Genomic DNA, 24,348 nt, shown 5'->3' on the forward strand with positions numbered 1-24,348 from the left:
TGGTCTACCCCTCTTTGGCCAGGCGGCTGCGGCCCGCCGGCGCTACTTCTTTCGAGTCACGACAAGCGTATGAAACGATATCTGTCAGCTTTTCTGGCTGCGGCCGTGGTCTCCACCGCAGCGTTCGCCCAGAGCGCGCCCGACGCGGTGGTAAAAAGTGCAGTCCAGGGCACGGTGACTGCCATGAAGGCCGATCCGCAGGCGCGTGGCGGCGACATGGCGAAGATCACCCAGGTCGTCCAGACGCACTTCCTGCCCGCTACCGATTTCCAGCGCACCACGCGTATCGCGATCGGCAAGCCATGGGCGACCGCGACGCCGGAGCAGCAGAAGCAGTTGTACGAGCAGTTTACGCTGCTGCTCACGCGCACCTATGCTGCCTCGCTGTCGCAATTGCGCGACCAGGACGTGAAGTTCCAGTTCGCGCCGGTGAGCGCGCCAGCGGGCGCCACCGACATCGTTGTGCAATCGCACGTGATCAGCAACGGCGGTGACGATGCGATCGACTACCGGCTCACCAAGAGCCCGTCGGGCTGGAAGATCTACGACATCAACATGATGGGCGCGTGGCTGATCCAGGTGTATCAGACGCAGTTCGCCGACCAGATCAACAAAGGCGGCATCGACGGGCTGATCAAATTCCTGACCGAGCATAATGCGCGCGGCGCGTAAGCGGGTCGACAGAACTTTTAATCGGTAAAAGAAAAGCGCGGTGGCCAACCATGGCCACCGCGCTTTTTTCATGCTGCATGCGCTCACGATCATGCGCAATGCAGGGGCGGCGCACGGCCGCCATCCTGTCGAACCGGTCAGTGCGCCGCCGTGACGGTCTCCACCTTCTTGCCCTTGCCGGCGCGCGTGATTTCTTCGAGCTTGATTTCGACGTGCCGCGAGAACACGTACTCGGCGGGCCGCTGTTTGTCGAGCGGGATGTCCTTGGCGAACGCGCCCGTGGTCTTCGGGCCGCGCATGCTGACCTTCAGTGCCTTGAGCGGATGCGCGACCGTGTCCATCACGGCCGTCGCTTCGAAACCACAGTGGACCATGCAATCCGCGCACTTCTCGTAGTTGCCGGTGCCGTACTTGTCCCAGTCCGTGGTTTCCATCAGCTCCTTGAAGGTCTTCACATAGCCTTCGCCGACCAGATAGCACGGCTTCTGCCAGCCGAACACGGTACGCGCCGGGTTGCCCCACGGCGTGCATTCGTAGGTCTGGTTGCCCGCGAGGAAGTCGAGGAACATCGCCGACTGGCTGAACGACCAGTTCTTGCCGTTGTTGCCGCGCTTGAAGATTTCGCGGAACAGCTGCTTGGTCTTGTCGCGGTTCAGGAAGTGCTGCTGGTCCGGCGCGCGCTCATAGGCATAACCCGGCGAGACCGTGATGCCGTCGACGCCCATCGGGCCCAGCGTGTCGAAGAACTTCGCCACGCGTTCCGGCTGCGCGTCGTTGAACAGCGTGCAGTTGATGTTCACGCGGAAGCCGCGGCGCTTCGCTTCGCGGATCGCGGCGACGGCCTTCTCGTACACACCTTCCTGCGACACCGAGTGATCGTGTGCTTCCTTGTCGCCGTCGAGGTGGACCGACCAGACGAAGTACGGATTCGGCTCGTAGTCGTCCATCTTCTTTTCCATCAGGAGCGCGTTCGTGCACAGGTACACGAACTTCTTGCGCGCCATGATGCCCTTGACGATTTGCGGCATTTCCTTGTGCAGGAGCGGCTCGCCGCCCGCGATCGAGACGACCGGCGCGCCGCATTCGTCGACGGCTTGCAGGCATTCTTCGAGCGACAGACGCTGGTTCAGGATCGGATCCGGATAGTCGATCTTGCCGCAGCCATTGCAGGCGAGATTGCAGCGAAACAGCGGCTCCAGCATCAGGGCGAGCGGATAGCGTTTGTTGCCGGAGAGATGCTGGCGCATGATGTATGCGCCGACGCGGACTTTCTGTAGCAGCGGAATAGACAAGGCGTCCTCCTTAAACTTCGCGTGCAGCGAGTGGTTGCATCAGTTTCGATGGCAACTTGAATTCGACTTTTTCTTCACGGCCCGCCATCGTCGTGACATCGACGGGCCCCAATGCGCGGAGCGCATCGATTACGTTCTCAACCATTTCTTCCGGTGCCGACGCGCCGGCCGTGATGCCGACCGTCCGCACGTTGGTGAACCATTCCGGCTTCACTTCGGAGCCGTCGGCGACGAGATAGCTCGCCACGCCGCTCTCGCTACCGATTTCGCGCAGCCGGTTCGAGTTCGAGCTGTTGGTCGCACCAACCACCAGCAGCACCTCGACCTCTTTGCTCAACTCGCGCACCGCCGCCTGGCGGTTCTGCGTCGCGTAACAGATGTCGCGCGTGTCCGGACCGACGATGTCGGTGAAGCGGCGCAGCAGCGCATCGATGATGCCGCGCGTGTCGTCCACCGACAGCGTGGTTTGCGTCACGTAGGCGAGCGGCGCGTCGATCGGCAGGTCGAGCTGCGCGACTTCGGCTTCGCTTTGCACGAGCAGCACCGTGCCGGGAATCTGGCCGATCGTGCCTTCCACTTCCGGATGGCCGGCATGGCCGATCAGGATCAGCGTGCGGCCGGCGGCCACGTACTGACGACCTTGCACATGCACCTTGGTCACGAGCGGGCAGGTCGCGTCGAGCACATCGAGGCCGCGGGCTTCAGCGTCACGTTCGACGGTCTGCGCGACGCCATGCGCGCTGAATATCGCGACCGCGCCTTGCGGCACTTCATCGAGTTCCTCGACGAAACGCGCGCCCTTCTGGCGCAGATTATCGACCACGTGCCGATTGTGGACGATCTCGTGGCGAACATACACGGGCGCGCCGTGTTGCTGTAGCGCACGATCGACGATTTCGATTGCGCGGACAACACCCGCACAAAAGCCGCGGGGCTGAGCAAGGATGACTCGCATAAGTTGGCGAACTCCGACTAACGCGGGTTTCGAAGAAGTCGTGAAGCTGACTTTATCGCCGCGCTCATCATGATTAGTTGACGTCTTGAGCCCCGGCGACCGGCCGGTACAGCAAAACCAAACGCGCATTCTAACGCTATCGGGGCCGCCGTGCTTTTTGGCGCGGCCCGTGTGTTGGGCGCTCGCCGCAGGCGCAGGGCCTTGCAGTGAACCGTGACCGCGAGGGTTACAACGATGTAAGCAGACCCGCGCGACAATGCCTCGTCGCGCGCCGGGCCACCACCTTACGCTGCACCGCCGCGGCGGAACCCTTAAACTACCGATCCTCGCTGCGCGCTCAGCGCGCCGCATTACAGAATGGTTTCGAGGCTCGCTGGTTGGACGTCGATCAGCACGAAGACTTTCCGCTCGCGAGCGTGTTGCTGCCCAAGGCGCTGCGCGCGCCTGTCGGTATTATCTACCAGGTCGTGCGCAGCGCGGCTGATATCGTCGAGGAAGGCGACGGGTGCGTGGTGACGGCGCGCACCCTGACAATGCAACTATCCAGACGCGTCGGCGTGGCGGCGCGCTCCATCGAGGGTCATGCTTAATGGCGGTAGTCCTGTTCATTCTTTCGTGTGTTTCCCTGCTGATCTGGTGCGTGCTGCTATTCGCGCGCGGCGGCTTCTGGCGTGCGCGTCCCGCCGCGTCGCTCGCCATCGCGTCGCGCGACGCCTGGCCTGCCGTCGCGGCCGTCGTGCCGGCGCGCAATGAAGTCGATGTGATCGCCGAGGCGGTCACGTCGCTGCTCAAGCAGGACTATCCGGGCGCGTTCCATGTGATCGTCGTCGACGATCACAGCACCGACGGCACCGCCGATGCCGCACGTGCCGCCGCGCTACAGCTGCAATGTCCGGAGCGGTTGACGGTGTTGAGCGCGAAGCCGCTGCCGCCGGGCTGGTCCGGCAAGGTATGGGCGCAGTCGCAAGGCATCGAGGCGGTGCGCACGCTCGATCTGTCCGCCGAATTCCTGTTGCTGACCGATGCCGACATCGGCCATCCCGTCGACGCGCTGACGCAACTCGTCGCTCGCGCGGATGCCGAAAAGCGCGACCTCGTCTCGCTGATGGTCAGGCTGCGTTGCGATTCGTTCTGGGAAAAAGCGCTGATCCCGGCGTTCGTGTTCTTCTTCGCGAAGCTGTATCCGTTCGCGTGGGTCAACAATCCACGCAATCGCACCGCGGCCGCGGCGGGCGGCTGCATGCTGGTGCGCCGCGCGGCGCTCGAGGAAGCGGGCGGCATCGAGTCGATCCGCGCCGAACTGATCGACGATTGCAGCCTCGCCGCGCGCATCAAGCATCGCGGTAGCGGGCATCATCCGATCCGCCTCGACGTGGCGGCGAAGAGCGTGTCGCTGCGTCCTTACGATAGCTGGCGCGACATCTGGAACATGATCGCGCGCACCGCGTTCACGCAGCTGCGCTACTCGCCGTTGCTGCTCGCGGGCACGCTTCTCGGCATGGCGATCATCTACCTGTTGCCGCCGGTCGCGGCGTTGTTCCTCGGGCCGCTCGGCTGGCCGGCCTGGCTCGCGTGGGCGGCCATGGGCTGCGCGTATGCGCCGATGCTCGTCTACTACCGGCGCTCGCCGCTGTGGGCGCCGTTTCTGCCTCTCGTGGCGCTGTTTTATGTCGGCGCGACGTTCGCGTCGGCGGTGCGTTACTGGCGAGGCAAGGGTGGGCAGTGGAAGGCGCGCGTGCAGGCGCCGGTGCAGGAGCGTTGAAATAAAAAAGCGGCGTTACGCCGCTTTTTTTACATCACGCGTTCGTCAGCATCATGTACATCTGGATCACGACGTCCGGCGAGAACGTGAACGGCACCCAGCCGTGGCCGGTGTGACGCATCACCAGCAGACGATCGCCGTTCGACTGCTTCTGCACGGCCATCATCGGATTCTTCGTCGAGACGAATTGCCAGCCCGGCGGAATGCCCTGCGGCTGCTCCGGCGTCATCGACGCACGCGCATTCGACAATTCCTCGACCAGCCGGCTGATCTGATCCGGGCGCAGCACGACGGTCTGATTGCCGATCGTCATCGTGATTTCGTCGCGCGTGGGGCGGTTGATTTCGAGCGTCGGCTGGATTTGCGGGGCCGGCGCCTCGTCCGCTTCGCTGGGCGCGGGCTCTTGCGCTGCCGCTTGAGTCGTTTGTGTCGTTTGTGCCGCGTCTGCCGATACATCGTGCGCGGCAGGCTCCGACGCCGCGGGCGATGCCGTCGCGTCAGTGTTTGTCTCGGGAGTGTTCTCGGCCTGCGTGGCCACGACAGCCTGAATGAGCTGATCGACGCCCGTTTCGAGCGCGCCGAGCTGTTCGTGAAGGTTCATGCGAGGTTTCTCTGATAGGACCCGCGATTTTACCTGCTGCGCGAGGCCTTTGACCCGTCGCGGGCGCGGGACTTGTAACAAAATGCTTACGGCCGCGCTTCAGCTCTTCAGATAGCCTGCCTGCCGGAACCATTCGAGCGCATCGGCGAGACCCTCGCGATAAGGACGCGCGCGATATCCCAACTCGCGCTCCGCCTTCGCCGACGTGAAATACATCTTGTTCTTCGACATCTTCAGCCCGTCGACGGTGACGAACGGTTCGCGCTTCGTGAACTTCGCGACTGCTTCGGCGCCCATCGCGAGGGGATACAGCGGCCAGCGCGGCAGGCTCAGCGTCGGGGCCTTGCGGCCGGTCAGCGCGGCGATATCGGCGAGCATCTGCTGCAGCGGCAGATTTTCGCCGCCGAGGATATAGCGCTCGCCGATCTTGCCGCGTTCGAGCGCGAGGAAATGGCCGGCGGCGACGTCGTCGACGTGCACGAGGTTCAGCCCCGTATCGACGAAGGCCGGGATCTTGCCGAGCGCGGCTTCGACGATGATGCGCCCGGTCGGCGTCGGCTTCACATCGCGCGGGCCGATCGGGGTCGACGGATTGACGATCACCGCGGGCAGGCCGTCCTCGGCGATCATGCGCTCGACCGCGCGCTCGGCGAGCACCTTGCTGCGCTTGTAGACGCCGATCGCCTGGTCGGCGCGAAGCGGCGAGGTTTCGTCGGCGGACTGGCCGGAACTGGTCACCTTCAGCGTCGCGACGCTGCTCGTGTACACGATACGTTCGACGCCTTCCTTCAGCGCCGCGCGCATCGTCGCCTCGGTGCCTTCCAGATTCGCGCGCTCGATCTCGCCAGGGTCCGGCGCCCACAACCGATAATCGGCGGCCACGTGCAGCAGATAGCGCACGCCGGAGAGCGCGTTGCGCATCGACGCTTCGTCGCGCATGTCGCCGACGACGATTTCCGCATCGAGCGACTCGACGTTCTGGCGCGGACTCGTCGCGCGCACCAGCACGCGCACGCGGAAGCCCTTGCTCTGCGCAATGCGCGCCACCGACGAGCCGAGGAAGCCGGACGCGCCGGTCACGAGCACGAGATCGCGATTCTGTTCGGTCATTCTGAGTCCATCTCCTGCATGAAGGTCGACGGATTGTACGTGGCACGCGCGACGGATGGGCGCCGTCGAGCACGCTCGCCGCGACGCGACTAGAATGCCGGCTTGAAAGACTGTCAGGCATCAAGAGGAGGTAGTGGCATGGCCCCGGATCTGGACGAACGGATCGAAACGTATTACGCGCGGGTGCGCGGCACCGTGCAGGGCGTCGGCTTTCGGCTCGCGACAGTGCGTCAGGCGCACGCGCTAGGCATCAAGGGATGGGTCGCGAATGTCGACGATGGCTCCGTCGAGGCGATGTTGCAGGGACCGGCCAATCAGATCGACCGGATGCTGTCGTGGCTGCGGCACGGACCGCCGGCGGCGCGCGTGACCGAGGTGAGTGGCGAGGAACGCGTGACGGACAAACGTTACGAGCGGTTCGAGCAGCATTGAGCTTGAGCTGCGCAGGTAAAAAAGCGGCGCGCCGCTTTTTCGTTCGAGTCGTAGTTGCGCTGGTTTGCCGGGTCGTCACCGCCGCTTAGCGCGCCAGCAGCAAACTCTCCGCGAATCCCCACTCATCCTCGATCCATTGATGGCTGCACACGAAGCCGGCGTCATCGGCGATCGCGGGCAATTCTTCCGCGCGATACTTGTGGCTGCTTTCGGTCCAGATCGTCTCGCCCGCCTTCAGCGACACCGTCAGCTTCGCGGCACGAACGTGCGCCGTGATATCGCGCTTCGCGCGCAGGTGCATCTCGATGCTGCGCGCGTCCGGATTGAAGCGCGCGACGTGCTCGAACGCCTCGAGCGGGAAGTCGCCGTCGAGCTCGCGGTTGATTCGCGCGAGCAGGTTCAGGTTGAACGATGCGGTCACGCCGACGGCGTCGTCGTAGGCGGCAACCAGCATCGGCGTCGGCTTGATCAGGTCGGTGCCGAGCAGCAGCGCATCGCCCGGCGCGAGCATGTTGCGGATGTCGCGCAGAAAGCGCGTCGCCGCGAGCCGGCCGAAGTTGCCGATCGTGCTGCCGAGAAACAGCACGAGTAGCCGGTCGCCCGGCGCGCGCTGGCGGCTCACTTCGGCGAGGCCGGCCAGATAGTCGCGCTCATAACCGACGATCGAAATCCGCTCGATGTCGCCGAGTTCGCGCCGGCACAACTGCAACGCACTGCGCGAAATTTCAATCGGGCAGTACGAAGTAGGGCGCTTTTTACACAGCGCTTCGAGAATGCGCCGTGTTTTACGGCCGCTGCCGCTGCCGAGTTCGGCGACCGTCACGTCATGCGGCAAATGCTCGACGATATCGGCCGCGTGCTTCGTGAGCAGCCGCTCCTCGGCGCGCGTGACACCGTATTCGGGCAATACGGTAATCACTTCAAAAAGTGCGGAGCCGACTTCATCGTACAGATATTTCGACGGCAGCTCTTTCTGCGGCGAGTGGGTGAGGCCGGCGTACACCTCGGCGGCGAAGGCGCGGCGTAGTTCGGAAGGCGAGTTGCTAAGCGATAGGGCTGGCTGGGTCATGCTGGCTCCAGTAGTCACATTCGATGAGCGGGATTGCTGCCGGGTGGTGGCATGCGCGATAAAACGCGGTTGGGGCATGCCGTGGGCGAGATGCGCGGGCGTCGGTTCGTATTGGACTCCAAGACTACGCTCAGAGCTGCATTCGCCGACCCGGCTCGTGGGTGCTGCTCGTTTCGTGCCACTGTGGTTATCACTCGCGCGGGCAACGCGGCCACAGCGTGCAAAACTTCGTAGCAAGATTCGCGCGCGAGGCGATGACGAACCGGAGTGGCATTCGTTGGCCGCGGCGCGCAAAGTTATGTTCTAGTGCATCGACGCGCAATGCGCACGACTAATTGCAGCCGATTGACGGAAAAGCGCAGGCCCGTTATTAGCGCGAACAGGCCCTAGCCCGTCTAGAATGCCCGTTTCTCACCATCTTTGCTGCCGCTCCAGACCAACAAAGCAGCGTCGGCCGCGTTGCCCGCCTGCCCACGAGACATCAGATTCATGACCAGCACCCACGCCGCGCGCCTCGATCGCGCGCCGCAAGCCCTCGCGCCACACCGAGCCTGGACCGCGCGATGAACCACAACGACTTCAGGCGCGGCATCGCATTGGCGGTCGGCGCGTCGGCGATGTTCGCATTACTGTCCGCTTACGCGACGCTGCTCAAACCGCTCTCGGGGCTCGACATCTTCGCGTGGCGCATCGTCTGGACCGTGCCCGGCGCGCTGCTGCTCGTCGCGGTGCGCAAGCGTCTGCCGATTCTGCGCGCGCTCGTTGTCCAAATGATGACGCAGCCCTTGCTCGCCGCCGCGATGATCGTGGCCGCGGGCTTGCTCGGCCTGCAGCTATGGTTGTTTTTGTGGGCGCCGCTGCATGGGCGCATGCTCGAAGTGTCGCTCGGCTATTTCCTGCTGCCGCTCGTCATGGTGCTGGTCGGGCGCTTCCACTATCACGAGCGGCTCGACGGGTTGCAGTGGCTCGCGGTCGCGTGCGCGGCGCTCGGCGTCGGTCACGAACTGTGGGCGACGGGCGCGTTTTCGTGGCCGACCCTCGTCGTCGCGCTCGGCTATCCGCCTTATTTCGTGCTGCGTCGTCGGATCAATCAGGATTCGCTCGCGATGTTCACCGTCGAAATGGCGTTGCTGCTGCCGGTGGCCGTCGTGTGCATTCTCGCTGGCGGCTCGCTGCAAGCGATCGCCGGCCGCACCGAAGCCGGCCGCGCCGAAATGTGGTGGTTGCTGTTGCCCGGCCTCGGCGCGTTGAGCACGCTCGCGCTCGCTTCGTATCTGAAGGCGAGCCGCATGTTGCCGGTCGCACTGTTCGGGATTCTCGGCTACGTCGAGCCGGTGCTGCTCGTGTTCGTGTCGATCACGCTGCTGCGCGAATCGCTGAGCGCCGGGCAACTCGCGACCTATGTGCCGATCTGGATCGCCGTTGCGCTCACCGCGCTGCACAGCGTGCGCTTCGTTCGGTTCGCGTCGAATTGAGCGGCGGCGCGCGTTCAGCGATGCGCTTCGGCGCGCTGCGGATTGATGCGCGTCGGGCCCACTTGCGCGTCGATCGCATCGCGCAGCTCGGGTCGCCAGCCGACGCCGAATAGCGCTTCGGCCAGCACGAACAACGGGCCGATCAGCAGGCCGACCACGTCGTCGACGAATGCCGGCTTGCGATGTTCGTACGCGACGTGACCGACGAACTGGAACACCCAGCCGATCACGAAGAGGCCAATGCCGGTGGCGAGCCACACGAGCGTCGTTTGCGCGGCGATCCACTCGCCGAACGCAAGACATAGCGCCGAGACGCATGCCATCGTCACGCCGAGCGGCACGTCGAGCGCGAGGTAGTAGACGGTCGCTGCGACGAACAACAGCCACGCTGGCGACAACGTGACCGGAAACATCCCGGCGCCAAACGATGGGCGGCTCAGCAACACCGCCAGCGCGAGCACGATCATCGGAATGCCGACGAAGTGCGTGGCGATATTGCGCCGGTCGCGATGGTAGGCCGCGTATTGCGTCAATTGCTGCGTCAGCGTTCTCATCAATGCCGCTCCTGTGTCAAAGTCAGCATAATCGCGGCCAGCGGATTTTCAAACCATCGGGTAGCCGACAATCAGCGAGGATTGCCCACGGATACCGTCCATGACAGAGCGTTTTTCATCGAATGAGCTTGCCGTGCTGCTCGAACGCAGCGCGTGGTTTCGCGCGGCGCCGGCCGATCTGAGGAGGCAGTTGCTGGACGCGGGGCGCATCGAAAGTCTCGCGGCCGGTCAGCGGTTGTTCACACGCGGCGATGCCGACGACGGCCTCTATTGTGTGCTGGACGGACTGATCAGAATCGGCGCGGCGAGTTCGACGGGCAAGGAAGCGTTGCTCGCGGTGATCGAGCCGGTCAACTGGTTCGGCGAGATCGCGCTGTTCGACAACCGTTCGCGAACCCACGACGCCTATGCCGAACGCGATTGCGCGCTGTTTCATGTGCCGCGCGCGGCGCTCGCCGCGTTGCTCGAGCGCACGCCGGCCCACTGGCATGCGTTCGGCCTGCTGCTCGCGCACAAGCTGCGCCTCGCGTTCGAGGCGATCGAGGAAACCGCGCTGCTGCCCGCCGCGCCACGTGTCGCACGGCGCCTGTTGCTGATGGCGGGCAGCTATGGCGAACCCGGCGCATTGCGCAGCGTGCTGAAGGTCCCGCAGGAAGATCTCGCGATGATGCTCGCGTTGTCGCGACAGACGATCAACCAGGTGCTCAAGCACTTCGAGACGCAGGGCGCGTTGAAGCTGCGTTATGCGGAGATCGAAATCGTCGATGCGGACAAGCTGCGCGAACAGGCTCTCGTCGAGCGCGCTTAAGGCGCGCTTGCGTGGCTGACGCGGCGTTTCAGCGGGCCGATCGTCGCGAGCGGCAACGTGCTGAGCAGGGTGTGCAACGTGAAGTCGAGATCTTCGCGCGCGATGTCGAGTTGCACGCGGTCTTCCTCTCGCCCGGCTTCCGTGTTGACGACATAGACGCCGAGCGGCGAGTGAAGCAGTGCGCGCAACTGGGCGTGCGGCAGCGTCACGAGCAGAAGCGCGCGCGCCGATGGAAACGGAATGACGTTGTTGCGTTGAGCGTGATTGCTGGCCGGTTGCGGTGAAAGCTTGTCGAGCGATTGCGTGAGAGCCATGTGATGTGGCGTTCGTGTGACGCGATGGTGAATTGGAACGATTCCAGAGTAAACGCAGGCGAGTAAAGACGGTGCAAAAATTCGCCTGGCTGTCGACAAAAAGATACGACAGGAAAGTACTTGCCGCGCAGAAAAAAAGGCGAGTCATTCGACTCGCCCCTCCCGAACGACACGTCCCGGCTTCGATCAACTTCTATTTGAACAGCACCTGCATGGCCGGTTAGCGCCGGAACCGATCACGTGTTATTGCGTTTTGGTCGTGTCGGTTTGTGCGCCGTCGGCTTTCGCCGGGCTCGTGCTGGCCTCCTTCGCGCTCTCCGTTTTAGACTTAGCGGCGCTCGTTTCGACGGCGTTTTTGCTAGTGGACTTGTGGGTCTTCTTCGTATGGGCGGCAGTCTTCTTCACGTGCTTTTGCGTTGCCGCTTCGGCAGGCGCTTTCGCCGTGGTCGCGCTATCGGTCGACGCGCCGGCTTGTACCGCGGTGCTCGCCTTCAGATTCGCCTGACCGGCGCCCGGCACCTGCGTGGCTTGCGCCGGTTGTGTGGCGGCCGGTGCGGCCGTCTGGGCAAATGCGGTCGATACGAGCAGTGCGGAAGCAACAGCGGCGAAAAGCGTCTTCATGGTGTGACTCCTGGTTGAATCGGTGGATTCGTTTATCGCGGCTGAATCATTTCAGCGCTGCCGGTTTAACGTAGGGCGGATTACAGGAGTTGACGCTGCGCTGGTGACAAAACGTAAGTAGTGCGTCAGCGCGGATACATGTCGCGATTCAGAAGGCGAAGCCCCGGAAGCGCGCCACGCTCGATGAAGAATCGACCGCGGTCTTCCCGAGAATTTGCGCTAAAGCCTCGGGCGAGACCGCCGGGCTGAACAGGAAGCCTTGAGCCACCGTGCATCCATGGCGGACCAGAAACTCGCGCTGGACCTCGAGTTCTACGCCTTCAGCGACGACATCGAAGCTCAGCGTTTCAGCAATCGCGATGATCGCCAGTGAAAGCGCTTCGAGTTCCGTGTCCCGGCCGATTTCGCAAACGAACGCGCGATCGATCTTGATGCGATCGACGCTAAAGCGTTTCAGATAACTCAGGCTCGAATAACCGGTACCGAAGTCGTCAATGGCGATCGAGACACCGAGTTCGCGCAGTTCACGAAAGGCCCGTTGCGCTTCTTCCGCGTTGCGCATCAACGTACCTTCGGTGACTTCGAGTTCCAGGAATTCGGCAGGCCAATTGGCGTCCTTGAGCGCCGAGCGCACTACGCCAGGAAGATCCGCGCGCTCGAGTTGAAGCGGCGAGACATTGACCGATATGCGCACAGGTGGAAGGCCTGAGCGTACCCATGCACTCGCCTGCAGGCACGCCTGCCGCAATACCCAGGTGCCGATGCTCTGGATCAGACCGGTTTCTTCGGCTAGCGGGATGAATACGGCCGGCGAGACCTCGCCAAGTTCCTCGTCACGCCACCGTAAAAGCGCTTCCGCGCCGACGATGCGTCCGGTTTGCATGTCGATCTGCGGCTGATACGCCAGATACAGTTCGTTGGCTTTCGCGGCGCGCCGCAGTCGCGTCGTGAGCCGCAACTTCTCGGCGGCGGCGCGGCTCAGTTCCGGTTCGTAGAACTGGTAGCCGTTTCGCCCGCGCGATTTCGCCACGTACAACGCGGCATCCGCATTTCGCGTGAGCAGATCGGGTTTGGCGCCGTCTTGCGGAAAAGTACTGACGCCGATGCTTGCTTCAAGGTAGAGCTCGTGCTCGCCGATGCTATAAGGCTCGCTCATCTCGCGGATGATCCGGTCCAGCATGTCGGTGAGTTGCGCCGTGTCGGCTCGTTCGGCGACGATGACGAACTCGTCGCCGCCGTAGCGCGCGACGAAATCCGTGGCGTCGAGCAGCCGTTGAAGCCTCCGCGCCACGGCCTTTAGCAGCAAATCGCCAACGCGATGTCCAAGCGAATCGTTGACGTCCTTGAAGCGATCGAGATCCAGGAAGAGGACGGAAACGTTCCGGCCAGTGGCTGCCGCGCGTGCCAGCGACCCGGAAAGGTGTTCGCCGAGCAGTACCCGGTTCGGCAGATCGGTCAACGCATCGTAACGGGCTTGATGCTCGAGACTTCTAAGCGAGCGACGCAGATGCGCGCCAATCCGCCCATTCCAGTGAATCAGCGAAACCAGCAACAGGGCCGACGCGACCCCGCAGCTCAACAGCATGCGCGTGAACCACTTCGCGTCGAGCGAGGATTGGCTGACGACCGAGGCGACCTTGGCGTCGGCCGCAAGCCGCACATTGACGACCCGTTCGAGGACGCGATAGAAATAGGCGTCGATTTCCTCGAGTTCGGGGTCGCCCACCGCCACGCTGCCGGGATGTTGCGCAACCTTGCGCGCAAGACCGAAGCTCTGCTCGCTGAGTCTGCCGATCATGTCGTCCAGGTCCGACAGTCGCGACACGCATTCCTGATTCTCGCTACAACTCTCGCGCGCGTCGCGGGTCAGTGCGAGCAGTTGCAGCATCGGAAAGCTGTAGGGCGCGCGTTTGTAGAGCGGCACCGTCGCTATCGAGGTGTAGAGGGTGGCATGCTCATCGAGCATGACCTGCTGAACCTGGTCGAGGTCATGGCGCAGGCGCCCGGAAGCCTGGATCGTCCGAAGCGCACTGTCCTGCTCGCTGCTCTGGCGAATTGCGAGGAAAGTACTCGTCGCAATGACAGCGAGAATGGCAAGCACGGCTATGACAGTAGGGGCTTTGCGCGTGGCTTCCTGTCCCAAGGTCGTCCGCCTATCGATCGGCAAATTCCACGCGGTTGCGCCCGCCTCGCTTGGCGCGGTACAAGGCCGCATCGGCGAGGCCATATGCGGTGTCGAAGCCGGTTCCGACTTCGTTGAAGCTGACGCCAAAGCTGGCCGTGATGCTGCGTTCGACCGGTGGAACGACCAGCGAGTCGCCGATGGCTGCCCGCATCTGCTCGGCGAGCAGAGCACCGCTGGCCGGATCGTGACCGGGCAGCAGCACGGTGAACTCTTCACCGCCGACTCGTCCGATGAAGCCTTGTTCGCCCACGATTCTGCGCAGACAACCGACGACACCCGAAATGACCTCATCGCCAGTGGGGTGGCCGTAGTCGTCGTTGATCCGCTTGAATTCGTCGATGTCCAGGATGATCATCACGGCGCTGTTGATGCGCAAGATCCTGGTGGTCCGCTCGATCACGGCACTGCGGTTCAGTACACCCGTCAATGCGTCGTGCGATGCGCGATACGCCAACTGCTGCGCCAGCGCCTGCATCTCGCGTTCGGCCCGGTCGCTGCGGCCGATCAGGCGCCGTGTTTCGCGCATCAGGCGCTGGAAGTGCTCGATCAGCTCGCCTAGCGACTCGCGATACTCCGCGGCATCCGCATCGAGGATCGAATGCATGGCGCGAGCCTTGTCGAGCGCGGAGCTCTCGTTCTGGAACAGATCGGGCGCGCCGCCGGAGGACGCATCACGGGAAGAGGGCGAGCGCACCTTATTGGCCCAGGTGCGCAATGGGACGATCGGTGAACTCGATCGCGCGGAAATCGGCCTTCAGCTCCTCGCCGAATTCGGCAATCGTCTCGTCTTCCTCGTCGCGATACCAGTTCATCAACACGCGGCTTCCCGATTCGGCCGCCTGATCCAGCGCGTCGAAGATGCTGAACAGCATTTTTGTGCTCGAGCTATTGAAGTACGTCAGCGCGACGTCGATGGTGATCTCGGCGCCGGTGCTCGCGGCCAGGTACTTGCGCATCTGTTCGATGATCGGCGCGTAAAAAGCCGCCGCGTTTTCCGGGTAGGACTCGCCCTTGATCGACAGCGCGTGCTGGTCGAAGCGAAAATCGACTTCGGGCGACGTCGCCGTCGCGGGGATGTGTAGGTTTTCCATGATTCGTGCGCCTTCCTGCTCAGATGATGGCCATAAGGCAAAACAGCGTGGTGCCGGGTTCGTCGGCACGCGGATGAAAAGCGAATTCAAGTGGCGCGCTCGCATCGCGCGCCATCGTCAGGAAGCCGAGGCCGGCACCCTTGCTGTCTTTCGGCGCGTCGGTGCGCAATGTCACCTTGTACGCCTGCTTGATTTCTTCGAGAGACATGTTGCGCAGAGGCTCGAGCCTGTTGCGCAGACCCTCGACCTCGGCAGTCGCAATGGGATTCACGCACAGCATCACATGATGCTCGCCATGCTTCGAGATGCACACCGCACCCTCGCGTATCTCGCCGCTCCCATCGCCGCCAGCCTCGAGCGCGCTCGACGAGTAATGAACGATGTTCTGCGACAGCTCGATAAACGATGAGAAAAGCTTGCGGCGGGTCGGACCATTGACCCCAGCGACTTCCAACTGCAATTTCACGACCTCGCCCATCGACGCGACGATGGTATGGGAGAAGTAGCCCTTATGGTAGAAGAGCACGTTACGCCGCTGTGCGAGTTCGAAAAAGGCGCTGTCTTGTTCGAGTAGTTGGGACATTCTGGTGGTTCACTAAATGCGGGCACAGAAAAGCGTGACGTCGTCACGGCGTGATTGCTTGCCTTGCCATTGCGCGAGCGCGAGCCGAACGCGCTCGCAAATCGTCGCCGGCGTTTCGGCGCGGTTTTCGATGATCACGTCGAGCGCGCGGCGCCGGCCGAAAGAGATGTTGCGCGGGCCGCCGATCTGATCGGCGAGACCATCGGTATAGATGAACAGCAGGCTGCCCGCCGTGACGGGAATCGAGCGCAAGCTCCACGCATAGTCGGCGCGGCTGTCCACATAGCCGACGCCCATGCGGTCCGCGCTGATCGTTTCGAACTCGCTGGCCTCGGGTGCGAGGATGTGCAGCGCGATCCTCGCGCCGGCAAAATGCAACACGCTCTCGGTGGCATCGAACCAGAAGAATGCTGTGTCCAGACCGTCGTTCGATTGGGTCCCTTCATCCGCACTGTTCACTTGCCCCAGCAAACTCTTGACGTTCCGGTTGACGGCCGCCAGCAGCGCGGCCGGGTCGTGCGGACCGATCTGCTCGAGCGCCTTCGACAACGACGCCGACGCAAGCAAGGTCATGAAGGCGCCGGGAACGCCATGCCCGGTGCAATCGGCGACAGCGCCGAACCATCCGCTCGGAAAGGCCGCGAAATGATAGAAGTCTCCGCCGACGACGTCGCGCGGTTCCCAGACCATCGCTGCATCGCGTAGCTTCATCGACAGCGTCTCGCTGGAAGCGCGCAACATGGCGCGCTGTATCACGCTCGCGTACTCGATGCTCTGCATGATCTGGCGGTTCTTCTCCGCCTGCATTTCCGCCACCGCGCTGATCAGCTGCAAACCGCTGCCGAGGCCCGAGAAGAGTCCCTCACGCGTCACGATGAAACCATCGACCAGCGCCTTTTCACCGGCCTCGACCGTCCTGAAGGTCAGCGCTTCGATGCTCACGTCGGCATCGACGATGAGCGGCTCCTTGTCCATGAACGCGATGCAGCTCTTCTTGTCGTAAAGCTCCCGATGGAACGGCCTGCTCATCTGCGACATGAAGATATCGCGGTTGATCAGGCCGATGGGACGATGGTTGTCGATGACAGCCAGGCTCTGCATGTCGCGGCGCGCTGAAAAGATCTCCATCACGACAGCGTTGGGATCTTCAACGTCTACCGATGGAACTTGCTGGCACAAATCTCCGGCAGTGCGCGGATTCCCCTGTGCGGAAGAGCGGCGAAATCTCGAGAACGCTGGATGCATGGCGTCGCCAGTCGATGTATGAAGAGACCTCGCACGCTAAGGTTTCTCTATGTACATTATGTGACAGAGCGAAGGTGATCCGTTCTATTGGCGCGAGATTGGAAGAGAGGCGGTCACGCAAAGGTTTGCGTGACCGAAATGGGGAAAAACTGAGGTTTGCGGGGTTGCGCAAAAGCAACGCCCGCGGCGAGTCCAATTATTGAAACGGGTTTGGCACGACACCCGGCTTTTCGTCCGGCTCGTCCTTCACCTTCGCCGGCAAATCCGCTTGCGCCTGCAGATTCGCGACGATCGCATCGAGCGCTTCCTTCAGCGCGAGCGCCGCCTTCAGGCCACGCTGATCGCGTGTCAATTCGAGCGTACCGTTGAGTACGACTCGCGTCGTGCCATTGCTGAGCGTGAGCGCATCGCCCTGAATGTTGAGCACGTCGTCGTCGTTCGAATAGGGCTTAAACACCTTTTAGTCCTCCTGGCCGCTGGTCCTTGAGGTTATCCGGAATGCCGGGGAATCGGATGCCCGACATCGCTTCGAGTTCGTGAATCGTCCGGATGTCGTAGCGGTTGGTCGCGACATTATCGACCACGACTGCGAAAGCCAGTTGCCGCGACGGCACATAGACCACCTTGTACAACTGCGTCGGCACGAACACGCGCGTCGGTCCGATCGTCTGCAATTGCTGGCCGGTGAACAGCGGGCCGGTGACGACGTAGGTGTCGTCGTAGGCGAGCGCGATCTTGCGCACCGCGGTTTCGATGCGAGCCCACAATCGTTGGTTGTTCTGACGGTTTTGGGGCACGATGTTCGCGAGCGAGAACGATTGCGCCATCGCCTCATCGTTCCAGCGATTTCCCGCCGGACTCATATGACCGCGATCGAAGCCGCTGCGTTTGTAGTCGGCGAGCGTCGCGCCTTCGCCATCGGGCAGGCGCGTGTCTTCGAAGAACTTGTTGGTGCGCACCATCTCCTTCGCTTCTTCGATGTGCTCACGCGTCAGGTGTTCGGCCGACCACAGCGGACCGTGTGTGATACCCGAATGCAGCACGGCGAAATCGCTATAGCAGAGCAGGCGCGTTTTCGGCGCCATCTTCTGATTGGTGAGAACGGGCCATTGCGCGTTCGGCGTGAAACCGGTGCAGGAAGGTGCCGCGCCCGCATGAGCGGCGACGGCGAATAACAGACAGGCAAGCCACTTCTTCATGTGTCGGTGGTTCGATGGATGGGGCCGCAAGTATAGCGTCGCGGTCCGCATCGAGCGACAGCACAATGCGAATCGAAGAAAGGGAATTGGAAAGAAGCGGCGAGCGCCGGGCAAAAAAGTGGGCCGCTTTGCAGCGACCCGAATGCGTGGACTTCCGACTCTACGCACGGAAGCTTAAGGACTTCTTAAGCGTTGCAATGTCCCGTGACGGGTTATGTTCGTTAGCGCACGAACGCATTTACCCGTGCAAGCAGTGCTCGCGCATGAGCCGGAAGTTTCGACCGGAAAGGAGAAAAGCGCGACGAATCGCGCAAGAACTTAATTACCGAACACGCTGTTTTCAGCGCGTACTTTTTGACGATCCACCGCCTGCAAACGCCAGAAGCCGCTAGTCGCCTTGCGTGATTGCAGCGCGGTCCATGCAGCGGCGCCTTGGGCGGCGCTCACTCGCTCCTTGCGATCGACGTGCAGACCGCGCAGCGTACACAGCGGCGCGTCGGCGCTCGGTGCGCACAGCGTGGTCACGCCGTTCTCGTCGCGCAGTTCGCCCCAAGGGGGCAGGTCGATCCCTTGATGCGCTTCTCTCGACCACCGATGTTCATCGGTATCGAGCCAGAGCACAGCGTAATCATGGCTTACGGTGGGATCGGAACCGTTGATCAGGATGGTCAGTCGCATATCAGTTCCGTAATTTGCGAAGTGCTTTATCAGTCTAGGCGCCGCCGCGCTTTATGCAAGTCAAAGGCAGGGCGGGCGAGTGGAAAAAGATTTCGCGAAATGTCGTGGCGAGGTACGGCGCATGCTCACGCCGCTGCGGCATGCGAAATGCGTATGCCGCAGCGGCACCAGGTACGTTGCGAGCCGCGGCAAATCAACGCGGCCGACTGGCGCTCAGGCGAGATCGAGCGAAGCGGTCAGGTCGCCGAGCGGGGCGAGTCCGTTGCTCGCGAACGCCTTGTCGCGCGCCACCACGCCATCGAGCGGCGCGAGACCATGCACGCGGCTAATGAAACGCAGAATCGAATTCGTGTCGTACACGGTGTGGTCGACATGGCCCTTCTTTGCAAGCGGCGAAATCACGAGTGCGGGAACCCGCGAACCCGGACCCCAGCGATCGCCGATCGGCGGCGCGACGTGATCCCACCAGCCGCCGTTTTCGTCGACGGTGACGATGACGACCGTGTTCTGCCATTGGGGGCCGCGCTGAATATGCTCGATCAGCGTCGCGATGTGCTGGTCGCCTGACGCGACGTCCGCGTAGCCCGCGTGCATGTTCAGATCGCCTTGCGGTTTGTAGAACGTGACGGCCGGCAAGCGTCCCGCATCGATGTCGGCGATCAGCCGGTTGGTCGACGCGTCATTGCCCATGCCGCCGTCGCGCAGATAGCGGCGGCGCGCGGCGGTGCCGGGCGCGTAATTGACGAAGTAGTTGAACGGCTGATGGTGGTACTGGAAGTCGGGCATCGACCCCGTATCGCGATGATCGAGCGCGAATTGCCACGCGCCGCTGTACCACGCCCAGTCGACGCCCTTGTCGGTCAGCCGGTCGCCGATCGTCGCGTAGTGCTGCGGCGGCATCACGCGCGGGTCCGACGGATCCGCGAGGGCCGGGTCTCCGCCTTCGGCCGGCCGCACGCTGCTCGGCTGATAGGGCGGCGCCATCGTGTTGACCGCGTAGCCGTCGGCCGTGAAAGCGCCGTCATTGACGAACTTCGGCGGACCGTCGAGTGCCGACGCCGGCGAATTGGGCGCGAGCTTCAAACGGGTGCCGGTCGGATCGTCGCCTTCCACGACCGACACCATCTTCTTCGCCGGACTGTTGTGGATGTCCGGGTAGTACGGCGCCTGCGCCGAGATCAGAAAGATGTGATTCAGCCACGAGCCGCCGAAAGCGGCCATGAAGAAGTTGTCGCACAGCGTGTACTGCTGCGCGAGATTCCAGAGGCGCAGCGTGTCGGCGGAATTGCGGTAATGCCCCATCACGAGGCCGCCGGAATCGCCCCACGCGGCGAACTGGTTATTGCGCCCCGCGTTGATCTGCATCTGGTTCTGATAGAAGCGATGCACGAGGTCGCGCGTGATCACACTGGTCGGCAGCGGCGCGCCGTGCGCATCGACGATACGGAACGGCCGGTTGTGCAGATGATCGAGATCCTTTTGGCCGATCATGTAGCGCTTGCCGTCGACCTCCTGGGCCTGCGGCACGAGTCCGCCCCAGATCGCCGGCAGTCGTGGCAGCGGCGTCTTGCCATCGCGGTCGAGTTGGACGTAGCGCTCGGCGGCGACCGCGTCGAGCGGATGTTCGACGCCTGGGTAGTTGCCGTACAGATTCGCGAAGCTGCGGTTCTCCGCATAGATCACTACGATGTTCTTCACCTGATCGTGCAGCGCAGCATCGAGCCGCAGATCGGCGGCGCTGCGCGGCGGGCCATTGTCCGCGAGCGCCTCGCCCGTTTTGCAGCCGGTCAGTGCGAGACCGAGGCCGACTGCCGCGAGACCGGTCAGGACGCGGCGCCGTTCGGGATCGTCGGGAGCGTCGTTGGTGTGATCGACTGAATCGGGGTTGTTCAGCTTCGGCGGCAGGTGGGGATCGTGGTCGGTCATCGGTGAATTCCGAAGGTTACGGATCCGCCGGGGCCGGCTGGCCTCGCGGCTCTACGGCAGCCGGCGCTTGACGCGCCAGCTGTGATGCGTTGCATCGACGGCCAATAATAGCCAATGCCTTGCGTCGATCGGATGACGTTTTTGCGTTGCGTAACGGTCGACGGTCAATTCGAGTTCGTCATGCGCGCGCAGATGGCAGGTGGCGTGGGCCCCTGAGCCATCCGCGAATTCGACGCGCGCCTCGGCGAGGTCTGGCGCTCCGGCCGCTACGGGCAGATCGGCGATGCGCACTGCGCAGCCCGGATAAAGATGCGAGTCGGCAACCTGAATCTGGATCGCGTTGGGCATGGCGTGGTCTCCATACGCTTGGGCGGCGCGAGCACGCGACTGGGATACACCAGCGCGGCTGGATCGGATCAAAGCATAGCACCGGGTGGCCGATTCGCCGCATGCTTCGCGCTATCATCACGATCTGAACCCGATGAATCGCACAATACGGCAGCCAAGATGGCAAAAGAAGAGCAGACAGGAGTGGGACGCAGGCAGGCCAAACCCCGCGGGGCAACCGCCTCCGCATCGCAGCATGAACCGGTGCAGTCGCACGCGGAGAGCGCGGACGTGCCCGCTTCCGCCGACGACGACAGCGCCGGCGGATCGACCTATCTGGTGCCGGGCCTCGAACGCGGCCTGCGCATCCTCGCCGAATTCAGCGCGCGCGAGCCGGTGCTCGGCGCGCCGGAGTTGTCGAAGCGGATCGGCATTCCGCGCACCACCACGTTCCGCTTACTACAAACACTCGAAGCGCTCGGCTTTCTCGAACGCGTCAATGGCGACCGCTATTTCCGGCTCAGCGTCGCGGTGCTGCGGCTCGGCTTCGAGTATCTGAGCTCCCTCGAACTGACCGACGTCGGCACGCCGATCCTCGAACGCCTGCGCGACGCGACCGGGCTCAGCACGCATCTGCTGATCCGCGATCAGCGCGACGTCGTGTTCGTCGCGAAGGCGCAGACGCACGAACCGATGTACAGCTCGGTCAAGGTCCACGTGGGCACGCGCCTGCCCGCGCATGCCACCGTGCACGGCCAGGTGCTGATGGGCGATCTGAGCTTCGAGGAATTGCGCCAGCTGTATCCGGAGCCGCAACTCGAACGCTTCACCGAGCGCACGCCTGCGACCGTCGAGGAACTGTATGGGCGGGTGCGCGAGAGCGCGGCGCTTGGCTATGCGCTCAGCGAGGCGTCGTTCGAGCGGGGGATTTCGGTGGTGAGCGCGCCGGTGCGCGATCAGAGCGGCAAGATCGCCGCGGCATTGACGGTCACGATTCCGCGTTCGGATATCGGCGAGGCCGGCGAGCGCGAGCCGCTGATCATCGCGGTGTGCCAGGCGGCGCTGGAGCTGTCCGAGCGACTGAGCTATCGGCCGAGGCCGGACGATCCGACCGCGATGCAGGCGCGCCGCAGGTCGGTCGCCGCGCATTGAGCGTGCGCTGACTTCACGGCGCGACTACTTCAAATACTTATTTCATCTCTGTTTCGCGAGTCCCGCTGCCTTGCACAGCGGGACTCGCCGCATCGCGTCGTCAAATCATCAGAACGAGTGATGGATGCCGCTCAGGATGATCGCCTGATTGCGGCCGCTCGACACGCCCGCGGTGAAGAACGCCGCGTCGGTGTTCGAACCCGCGCGCTGGTACAGCGCGTTGATATACACCTGCGTCGACTTCGACAGCGCGTAGATGTTGCCGATCATGAACTGCGTCCAGCGATGGCCGGCCAGCGTCGTGGTCGCGGCGCCACCCGCGATCGTGTTGAACGGCGTGACTTGCCAGTTCGCGCCTGCGTCGTAGCTCTGATAGGTGTCCGAGTAGCCCGGGTTCTGCAGCTTCACGCGGGTGTACAAACCGTGCACCAGCACGCTGCCGAACTGATACGACAGGCCCACGCCCATGTTCTCGAGCTTCGCGGCCGTGTAGGTGGCGGCCGGCTGACCCTGGAACGTCGTGATGCCGGTCGTGACGATCGACGGCGTGCGGTTGTTCTCGTCGGAGTAGCTCGCGCCCGCCTTGAAACCGCCGTTCGCGTAGGTCGCCGCAAAGCCGTAGGTGCGGCCGGTCGCAAAGTTGGTCTGGTTGCCGAGACCCATCATGGCGCCGACGGTGAAGCCGCCGAACGTCGCCGAGCGGAATTTCGCCGAGTTGTCATACGGCACGACCGCGGTATTGGCGAGCGCGTCGATATTGCCCGGGTGGAACGCGTACCAGCTCGCCGCCTGGTAGCCGGTGCTGAACGGGCCGAGCACGTCGAAGCTGAACGGCGTCTGGTGGCCGAAGGTCAGCGTACCGATCCGGTCGGAGGCGAGACCGACGTAAGCCTGACGGTTGAACAGCACGCCCGCTTTGGCCATCGCGCCCGTATTCGTATAGAAACCGTTTTCGAGCTGGAACACCGCCTTCAGGCCACTGCCCAGATCTTCGACGCCCTTCAGGCCCCAACGGTCCGGCTGCATGTTCCCCTGTTCCTGAATCCACTTCGAGCTGCCGCCCACGTTGCTGATATACGCGACACCGGCATCGAGGCTGCCGTATAGCGTCACGCTGCTCTGCGCCCACGCGCCCGTGGTCATGCAAGCTGCCGTCAAACCGGCTGCAATGATTTGCTTCACCGTTGGTTCTCCTGATCAAACGACGTAGACACTCGCCGAATGCGCCGTCCCTGATCTGTTCTCTGGGTTAATCCCGTTCTGGTTTCTGCGCCAGAACCACATCGGTCTTACGTTATGCGTTCCACCTATGGACAAACGTATCGCCTATGGAAAGTATAGAGAAGCTGAGATCAATCAAAATAAATTTTGAGATCAGTACAAACCCGCGGTTGCCGATCGTCCATGTCTGAAGATTCGGGCGAAGCCGCGTCCGGCAAAGACCCGCGTGGCTTAAGGTTGCGCGCCCTGCAACCGGCGCCGATGTGTGTCAAAAACGACAGTCGGTGTTTTCCCCTAAGGGCTCAATTTTTTATTTTCTCGGCGCAAAGCGACTCCTATAATTGACCATACACGAACTGATGTTCCTTGTATGGAACGTCAAGGACTCAGGAGAACGTGAGAAATGACTGAACAATGGCGCTGTGCCGGACATGCCGGCGAGCTGTCCGAAGACTCCCCGCTCGAGTTCAAGCTCGACGACACGGAGATCGGCATCTACAAGGTGGGCGACGAGATCTACGCGATGGAAAACGTCTGCCCCCACGCGTACGCGTTGCTGACGCAGGGCTTCGTCGACGGCGATACCGTCGAATGTCCGCTGCACGAAGCCGTGTTCCATATCCCGACCGGCAAGTGTCTGAAAGAGCCGGGCGGCCGCGACCTGAAGATGTACTCGGTACGTCTCGCAGGTGAAGAAATTCAGATCAAGGTGGAATGACATGCGAGAGGTAGCCGTGAACTTCAATCCCTTCCTGAAGCCGTGGCTCGCGCCGCAACCGAACAACGTCGCTGGCAAGGGCGTGATCGAGAAGCCGGGCGAGAGCGGCAACATGGTCTGGCAGAACCGCAAGGCCGAGCCGACCCAGTACGAAAACGACTTCGGCGATGCGCTCGAACGCGTTTTCGAAGCCGGCGCGACGGAACTGCAGGAAGTCGTCGACGGCTTGAACCGCGACGGTTTCCGCACCCCGGAAGGCACTCAGTGGAACGCCGAGCGTCTGGCCGCCGAATTCCGTCAGCTCGCCGACTAAGCGCGCTTTTCCGAACACGTTTCATCGCATTCGTACTGGAGTCTC

General features: G+C 62.9%; 28 protein-coding genes. 9 read left to right on the forward strand and 19 right to left on the reverse strand.

All coding sequences use genetic code 11. The features are described 5' to 3' along the window. Positions 1-69: 69 nt before the first annotated feature. On the forward strand, positions 70-672 hold the full coding sequence (locus CI15_RS20835; protein WP_062130457.1) for an MlaC/ttg2D family ABC transporter substrate-binding protein: 603 nt from the start codon (positions 70-72) through the stop codon (positions 670-672). Positions 673-809: 137 nt separating this feature from the next. On the opposite strand, the gene hpnH is transcribed toward CI15_RS20835, so the two are convergent. Then, positions 810-1,964, reverse strand: coding sequence for an adenosyl-hopene transferase HpnH (hpnH, locus tag CI15_RS20840; RefSeq protein ID WP_062130460.1), 1,155 nt, complete (start codon positions 1,962-1,964; stop codon positions 810-812). A 10-nt stretch (positions 1,965-1,974) separates the two neighbouring features. Next, complete coding sequence (ispH, locus tag CI15_RS20845; RefSeq protein ID WP_062130462.1) at positions 1,975-2,919, reverse strand: 4-hydroxy-3-methylbut-2-enyl diphosphate reductase; 945 nt, start codon at positions 2,917-2,919, stop codon at positions 1,975-1,977. 206 nt (positions 2,920-3,125) lie between these two features. On the opposite strand from ispH, the gene CI15_RS37765 reads away from it, so the two are divergent. Further along, positions 3,126-3,509 carry a squalene/phytoene synthase family protein gene (locus CI15_RS37765; RefSeq protein ID WP_241495886.1) on the forward strand — a complete coding sequence of 128 codons (384 nt, stop codon included), beginning with the start codon at positions 3,126-3,128 and terminating at the stop codon, positions 3,507-3,509. Then, positions 3,509-4,681 carry a glycosyltransferase gene (locus CI15_RS20855; RefSeq protein ID WP_062130465.1) on the forward strand — a complete coding sequence of 391 codons (1,173 nt, stop codon included), beginning with the start codon at positions 3,509-3,511 and terminating at the stop codon, positions 4,679-4,681. The genes CI15_RS37765 and CI15_RS20855 overlap by 1 nt, the downstream gene beginning before the upstream one ends. A 34-nt stretch (positions 4,682-4,715) precedes the next feature. Here CI15_RS20855 and CI15_RS20860 read toward each other — a convergent pair whose 3' ends face one another. Then, complete coding sequence (locus CI15_RS20860; protein ID WP_062130467.1) at positions 4,716-5,282, reverse strand: hypothetical protein; 567 nt, start codon at positions 5,280-5,282, stop codon at positions 4,716-4,718. 99 nt (positions 5,283-5,381) lie between these two features. Continuing rightward, positions 5,382-6,392: a hopanoid-associated sugar epimerase gene (gene hpnA, locus CI15_RS20865; RefSeq protein ID WP_062130469.1), complete on the reverse strand. Its 1,011-nt coding sequence runs from the start codon at positions 6,390-6,392 to the stop codon at positions 5,382-5,384. 138 nt (positions 6,393-6,530) lie between these two features. Between hpnA and CI15_RS20870 the strand changes: the two genes are divergently transcribed. After that, on the forward strand, positions 6,531-6,824 hold the full coding sequence (locus tag CI15_RS20870; protein ID WP_062130471.1) for an acylphosphatase: 294 nt from the start codon (positions 6,531-6,533) through the stop codon (positions 6,822-6,824). A gap of 85 nt (positions 6,825-6,909) precedes the next feature. Here CI15_RS20870 and egtD read toward each other — a convergent pair whose 3' ends face one another. Beyond that, positions 6,910-7,893, reverse strand: a complete 984-nt coding sequence (gene egtD / locus CI15_RS20875) for an L-histidine N(alpha)-methyltransferase (RefSeq protein ID WP_062130473.1) — start codon at positions 7,891-7,893, stop codon at positions 6,910-6,912. A gap of 563 nt (positions 7,894-8,456) precedes the next feature. Here egtD and rarD point away from each other — a divergent pair. Then, the gene (gene rarD / locus CI15_RS20880; protein ID WP_062130475.1) at positions 8,457-9,368 is read left to right on the forward strand and encodes an EamA family transporter RarD; all 912 of its coding nucleotides are present in this window, start codon (positions 8,457-8,459) and stop codon (positions 9,366-9,368) included. Positions 9,369-9,382: 14 nt separating this feature from the next. Here the strand turns inward: rarD and CI15_RS20885 are convergent, their stop codons facing one another. Next, positions 9,383-9,922, reverse strand: a complete 540-nt coding sequence (locus CI15_RS20885) for an Mpo1 family 2-hydroxy fatty acid dioxygenase (RefSeq protein ID WP_062130477.1) — start codon at positions 9,920-9,922, stop codon at positions 9,383-9,385. Positions 9,923-10,022: 100 nt separating this feature from the next. On the opposite strand from CI15_RS20885, the gene CI15_RS20890 reads away from it, so the two are divergent. Beyond that, positions 10,023-10,730, forward strand: a complete 708-nt coding sequence (locus CI15_RS20890) for a Crp/Fnr family transcriptional regulator (protein WP_062130479.1) — start codon at positions 10,023-10,025, stop codon at positions 10,728-10,730. Here CI15_RS20890 and CI15_RS20895 read toward each other — a convergent pair. The 12 genes from CI15_RS20895 to CI15_RS20950 all read right to left on the reverse strand — a co-directional run bounded on the left by CI15_RS20895 (position 10,727) and on the right by CI15_RS20950 (position 20,920). Next, positions 10,727-11,044 (reverse strand): hypothetical protein, encoded by a 318-nt coding sequence (locus CI15_RS20895; protein WP_062130481.1) that lies wholly within the window; start codon positions 11,042-11,044, stop codon positions 10,727-10,729. The two genes, CI15_RS20890 and CI15_RS20895, sit on opposite strands and share 4 nt — an antisense overlap. Positions 11,045-11,287: 243 nt before the next feature. Beyond that, the gene (locus tag CI15_RS20900; RefSeq protein WP_062130483.1) at positions 11,288-11,665 is read right to left on the reverse strand and encodes a hypothetical protein; all 378 of its coding nucleotides are present in this window, start codon (positions 11,663-11,665) and stop codon (positions 11,288-11,290) included. A 148-nt stretch (positions 11,666-11,813) separates the two neighbouring features. Further along, positions 11,814-13,808, reverse strand: a complete 1,995-nt coding sequence (locus CI15_RS20905) for a putative bifunctional diguanylate cyclase/phosphodiesterase (protein ID WP_062130485.1) — start codon at positions 13,806-13,808, stop codon at positions 11,814-11,816. Positions 13,809-13,818: 10 nt separating this feature from the next. Further along, positions 13,819-14,544 (reverse strand): GGDEF domain-containing protein, encoded by a 726-nt coding sequence (locus tag CI15_RS20910; protein WP_062131607.1) that lies wholly within the window; start codon positions 14,542-14,544, stop codon positions 13,819-13,821. Position 14,545: 1 nt separating this feature from the next. Then, the gene (locus CI15_RS20915) at positions 14,546-14,941 is read right to left on the reverse strand and encodes a DUF1987 domain-containing protein (protein ID WP_062130487.1); all 396 of its coding nucleotides are present in this window, start codon (positions 14,939-14,941) and stop codon (positions 14,546-14,548) included. A gap of 19 nt (positions 14,942-14,960) precedes the next feature. Further along, positions 14,961-15,524 (reverse strand): SiaB family protein kinase, encoded by a 564-nt coding sequence (locus CI15_RS20920; RefSeq protein ID WP_062130489.1) that lies wholly within the window; start codon positions 15,522-15,524, stop codon positions 14,961-14,963. A gap of 12 nt (positions 15,525-15,536) precedes the next feature. Then, positions 15,537-16,652 carry a SpoIIE family protein phosphatase gene (locus CI15_RS20925; RefSeq protein ID WP_062130491.1) on the reverse strand — a complete coding sequence of 372 codons (1,116 nt, stop codon included), beginning with the start codon at positions 16,650-16,652 and terminating at the stop codon, positions 15,537-15,539. A 313-nt stretch (positions 16,653-16,965) separates the two neighbouring features. After that, positions 16,966-17,226, reverse strand: coding sequence for a hypothetical protein (locus CI15_RS20930; RefSeq protein WP_062130493.1), 261 nt, complete (start codon positions 17,224-17,226; stop codon positions 16,966-16,968). Continuing rightward, positions 17,219-17,968, reverse strand: a complete 750-nt coding sequence (locus CI15_RS20935) for a DNA/RNA non-specific endonuclease (protein ID WP_062130496.1) — start codon at positions 17,966-17,968, stop codon at positions 17,219-17,221. The genes CI15_RS20930 and CI15_RS20935 overlap by 8 nt, the downstream gene beginning before the upstream one ends. Before the next feature lie 318 nt (positions 17,969-18,286). Then, complete coding sequence (locus CI15_RS20940; RefSeq protein ID WP_062130498.1) at positions 18,287-18,646, reverse strand: DUF3564 domain-containing protein; 360 nt, start codon at positions 18,644-18,646, stop codon at positions 18,287-18,289. Positions 18,647-18,859: 213 nt separating this feature from the next. Continuing rightward, positions 18,860-20,572, reverse strand: coding sequence for an acid phosphatase (locus CI15_RS20945; protein WP_062130500.1), 1,713 nt, complete (start codon positions 20,570-20,572; stop codon positions 18,860-18,862). Positions 20,573-20,623: 51 nt separating this feature from the next. Then, positions 20,624-20,920 carry a hypothetical protein gene (locus CI15_RS20950; RefSeq protein ID WP_062130502.1) on the reverse strand — a complete coding sequence of 99 codons (297 nt, stop codon included), beginning with the start codon at positions 20,918-20,920 and terminating at the stop codon, positions 20,624-20,626. 159 nt (positions 20,921-21,079) lie between these two features. Between CI15_RS20950 and CI15_RS20955 the strand changes: the two genes are divergently transcribed. Then, entirely contained in the window at positions 21,080-22,051 is a 972-nt protein-coding gene (locus CI15_RS20955) for an IclR family transcriptional regulator (protein WP_062130504.1), read from the forward strand. 108 nt (positions 22,052-22,159) lie between these two features. Here CI15_RS20955 and CI15_RS20960 read toward each other — a convergent pair whose 3' ends face one another. Continuing rightward, positions 22,160-23,233, reverse strand: a complete 1,074-nt coding sequence (locus tag CI15_RS20960; protein ID WP_062130506.1) for a porin — start codon at positions 23,231-23,233, stop codon at positions 22,160-22,162. 442 nt (positions 23,234-23,675) lie between these two features. Here CI15_RS20960 and CI15_RS20965 point away from each other — a divergent pair, with 442 nt between their 5' ends. Next, on the forward strand, positions 23,676-23,990 hold the full coding sequence (locus tag CI15_RS20965; RefSeq protein ID WP_062130507.1) for a non-heme iron oxygenase ferredoxin subunit: 315 nt from the start codon (positions 23,676-23,678) through the stop codon (positions 23,988-23,990). Between the two features lies 1 nt (position 23,991). After that, on the forward strand, positions 23,992-24,303 hold the full coding sequence (locus tag CI15_RS20970; protein WP_062130509.1) for a recombinase-like helix-turn-helix domain-containing protein: 312 nt from the start codon (positions 23,992-23,994) through the stop codon (positions 24,301-24,303). Positions 24,304-24,348: the final 45 nt, after the last annotated feature.

Origin of the sequence: Paraburkholderia monticola, from assembly GCF_001580545.1 — a bacterium.
GTDB classification, from domain to species: domain Bacteria; phylum Pseudomonadota; class Gammaproteobacteria; order Burkholderiales; family Burkholderiaceae; genus Paraburkholderia; species Paraburkholderia monticola.

Coding starts and splice junctions, on each gene's coding strand:
- CI15_RS20870 (WP_062130471.1), top strand. CDS start 6,531: ATGGCCCCGGATCTGGACGAACGGATCGAAACGTATTACGCGCGGGTG.
- CI15_RS20945 (WP_062130500.1), bottom strand. CDS start 20,572: ATGACCGACCACGATCCCCACCTGCCGCCGAAGCTGAACAACCCCGAT.
- CI15_RS20935 (WP_062130496.1), bottom strand. CDS start 17,968: ATGAAGAAGTGGCTTGCCTGTCTGTTATTCGCCGTCGCCGCTCATGCG.
- CI15_RS20835 (WP_062130457.1), top strand. CDS start 70: ATGAAACGATATCTGTCAGCTTTTCTGGCTGCGGCCGTGGTCTCCACC.
- CI15_RS20965 (WP_062130507.1), top strand. CDS start 23,676: ATGACTGAACAATGGCGCTGTGCCGGACATGCCGGCGAGCTGTCCGAA.
- CI15_RS20920 (WP_062130489.1), bottom strand. CDS start 15,524: ATGTCCCAACTACTCGAACAAGACAGCGCCTTTTTCGAACTCGCACAG.
- CI15_RS20860 (WP_062130467.1), bottom strand. CDS start 5,282: ATGAACCTTCACGAACAGCTCGGCGCGCTCGAAACGGGCGTCGATCAG.
- CI15_RS20970 (WP_062130509.1), top strand. CDS start 23,992: ATGCGAGAGGTAGCCGTGAACTTCAATCCCTTCCTGAAGCCGTGGCTC.
- CI15_RS20855 (WP_062130465.1), top strand. CDS start 3,509: ATGGCGGTAGTCCTGTTCATTCTTTCGTGTGTTTCCCTGCTGATCTGG.
- CI15_RS20895 (WP_062130481.1), bottom strand. CDS start 11,044: ATGGCTCTCACGCAATCGCTCGACAAGCTTTCACCGCAACCGGCCAGC.
- CI15_RS20915 (WP_062130487.1), bottom strand. CDS start 14,941: ATGGAAAACCTACACATCCCCGCGACGGCGACGTCGCCCGAAGTCGAT.
- CI15_RS20955 (WP_062130504.1), top strand. CDS start 21,080: ATGGCAAAAGAAGAGCAGACAGGAGTGGGACGCAGGCAGGCCAAACCC.
- egtD (WP_062130473.1), bottom strand. CDS start 7,893: ATGACCCAGCCAGCCCTATCGCTTAGCAACTCGCCTTCCGAACTACGC.
- CI15_RS20950 (WP_062130502.1), bottom strand. CDS start 20,920: ATGCCCAACGCGATCCAGATTCAGGTTGCCGACTCGCATCTTTATCCG.
- CI15_RS20925 (WP_062130491.1), bottom strand. CDS start 16,652: ATGGAGATCTTTTCAGCGCGCCGCGACATGCAGAGCCTGGCTGTCATC.
- CI15_RS20890 (WP_062130479.1), top strand. CDS start 10,023: ATGACAGAGCGTTTTTCATCGAATGAGCTTGCCGTGCTGCTCGAACGC.
- ispH (WP_062130462.1), bottom strand. CDS start 2,919: ATGCGAGTCATCCTTGCTCAGCCCCGCGGCTTTTGTGCGGGTGTTGTC.
- CI15_RS20900 (WP_062130483.1), bottom strand. CDS start 11,665: ATGAAGACGCTTTTCGCCGCTGTTGCTTCCGCACTGCTCGTATCGACC.
- hpnA (WP_062130469.1), bottom strand. CDS start 6,392: ATGACCGAACAGAATCGCGATCTCGTGCTCGTGACCGGCGCGTCCGGC.
- CI15_RS20940 (WP_062130498.1), bottom strand. CDS start 18,646: ATGCGACTGACCATCCTGATCAACGGTTCCGATCCCACCGTAAGCCAT.
- CI15_RS20885 (WP_062130477.1), bottom strand. CDS start 9,922: ATGAGAACGCTGACGCAGCAATTGACGCAATACGCGGCCTACCATCGC.
- rarD (WP_062130475.1), top strand. CDS start 8,457: ATGAACCACAACGACTTCAGGCGCGGCATCGCATTGGCGGTCGGCGCG.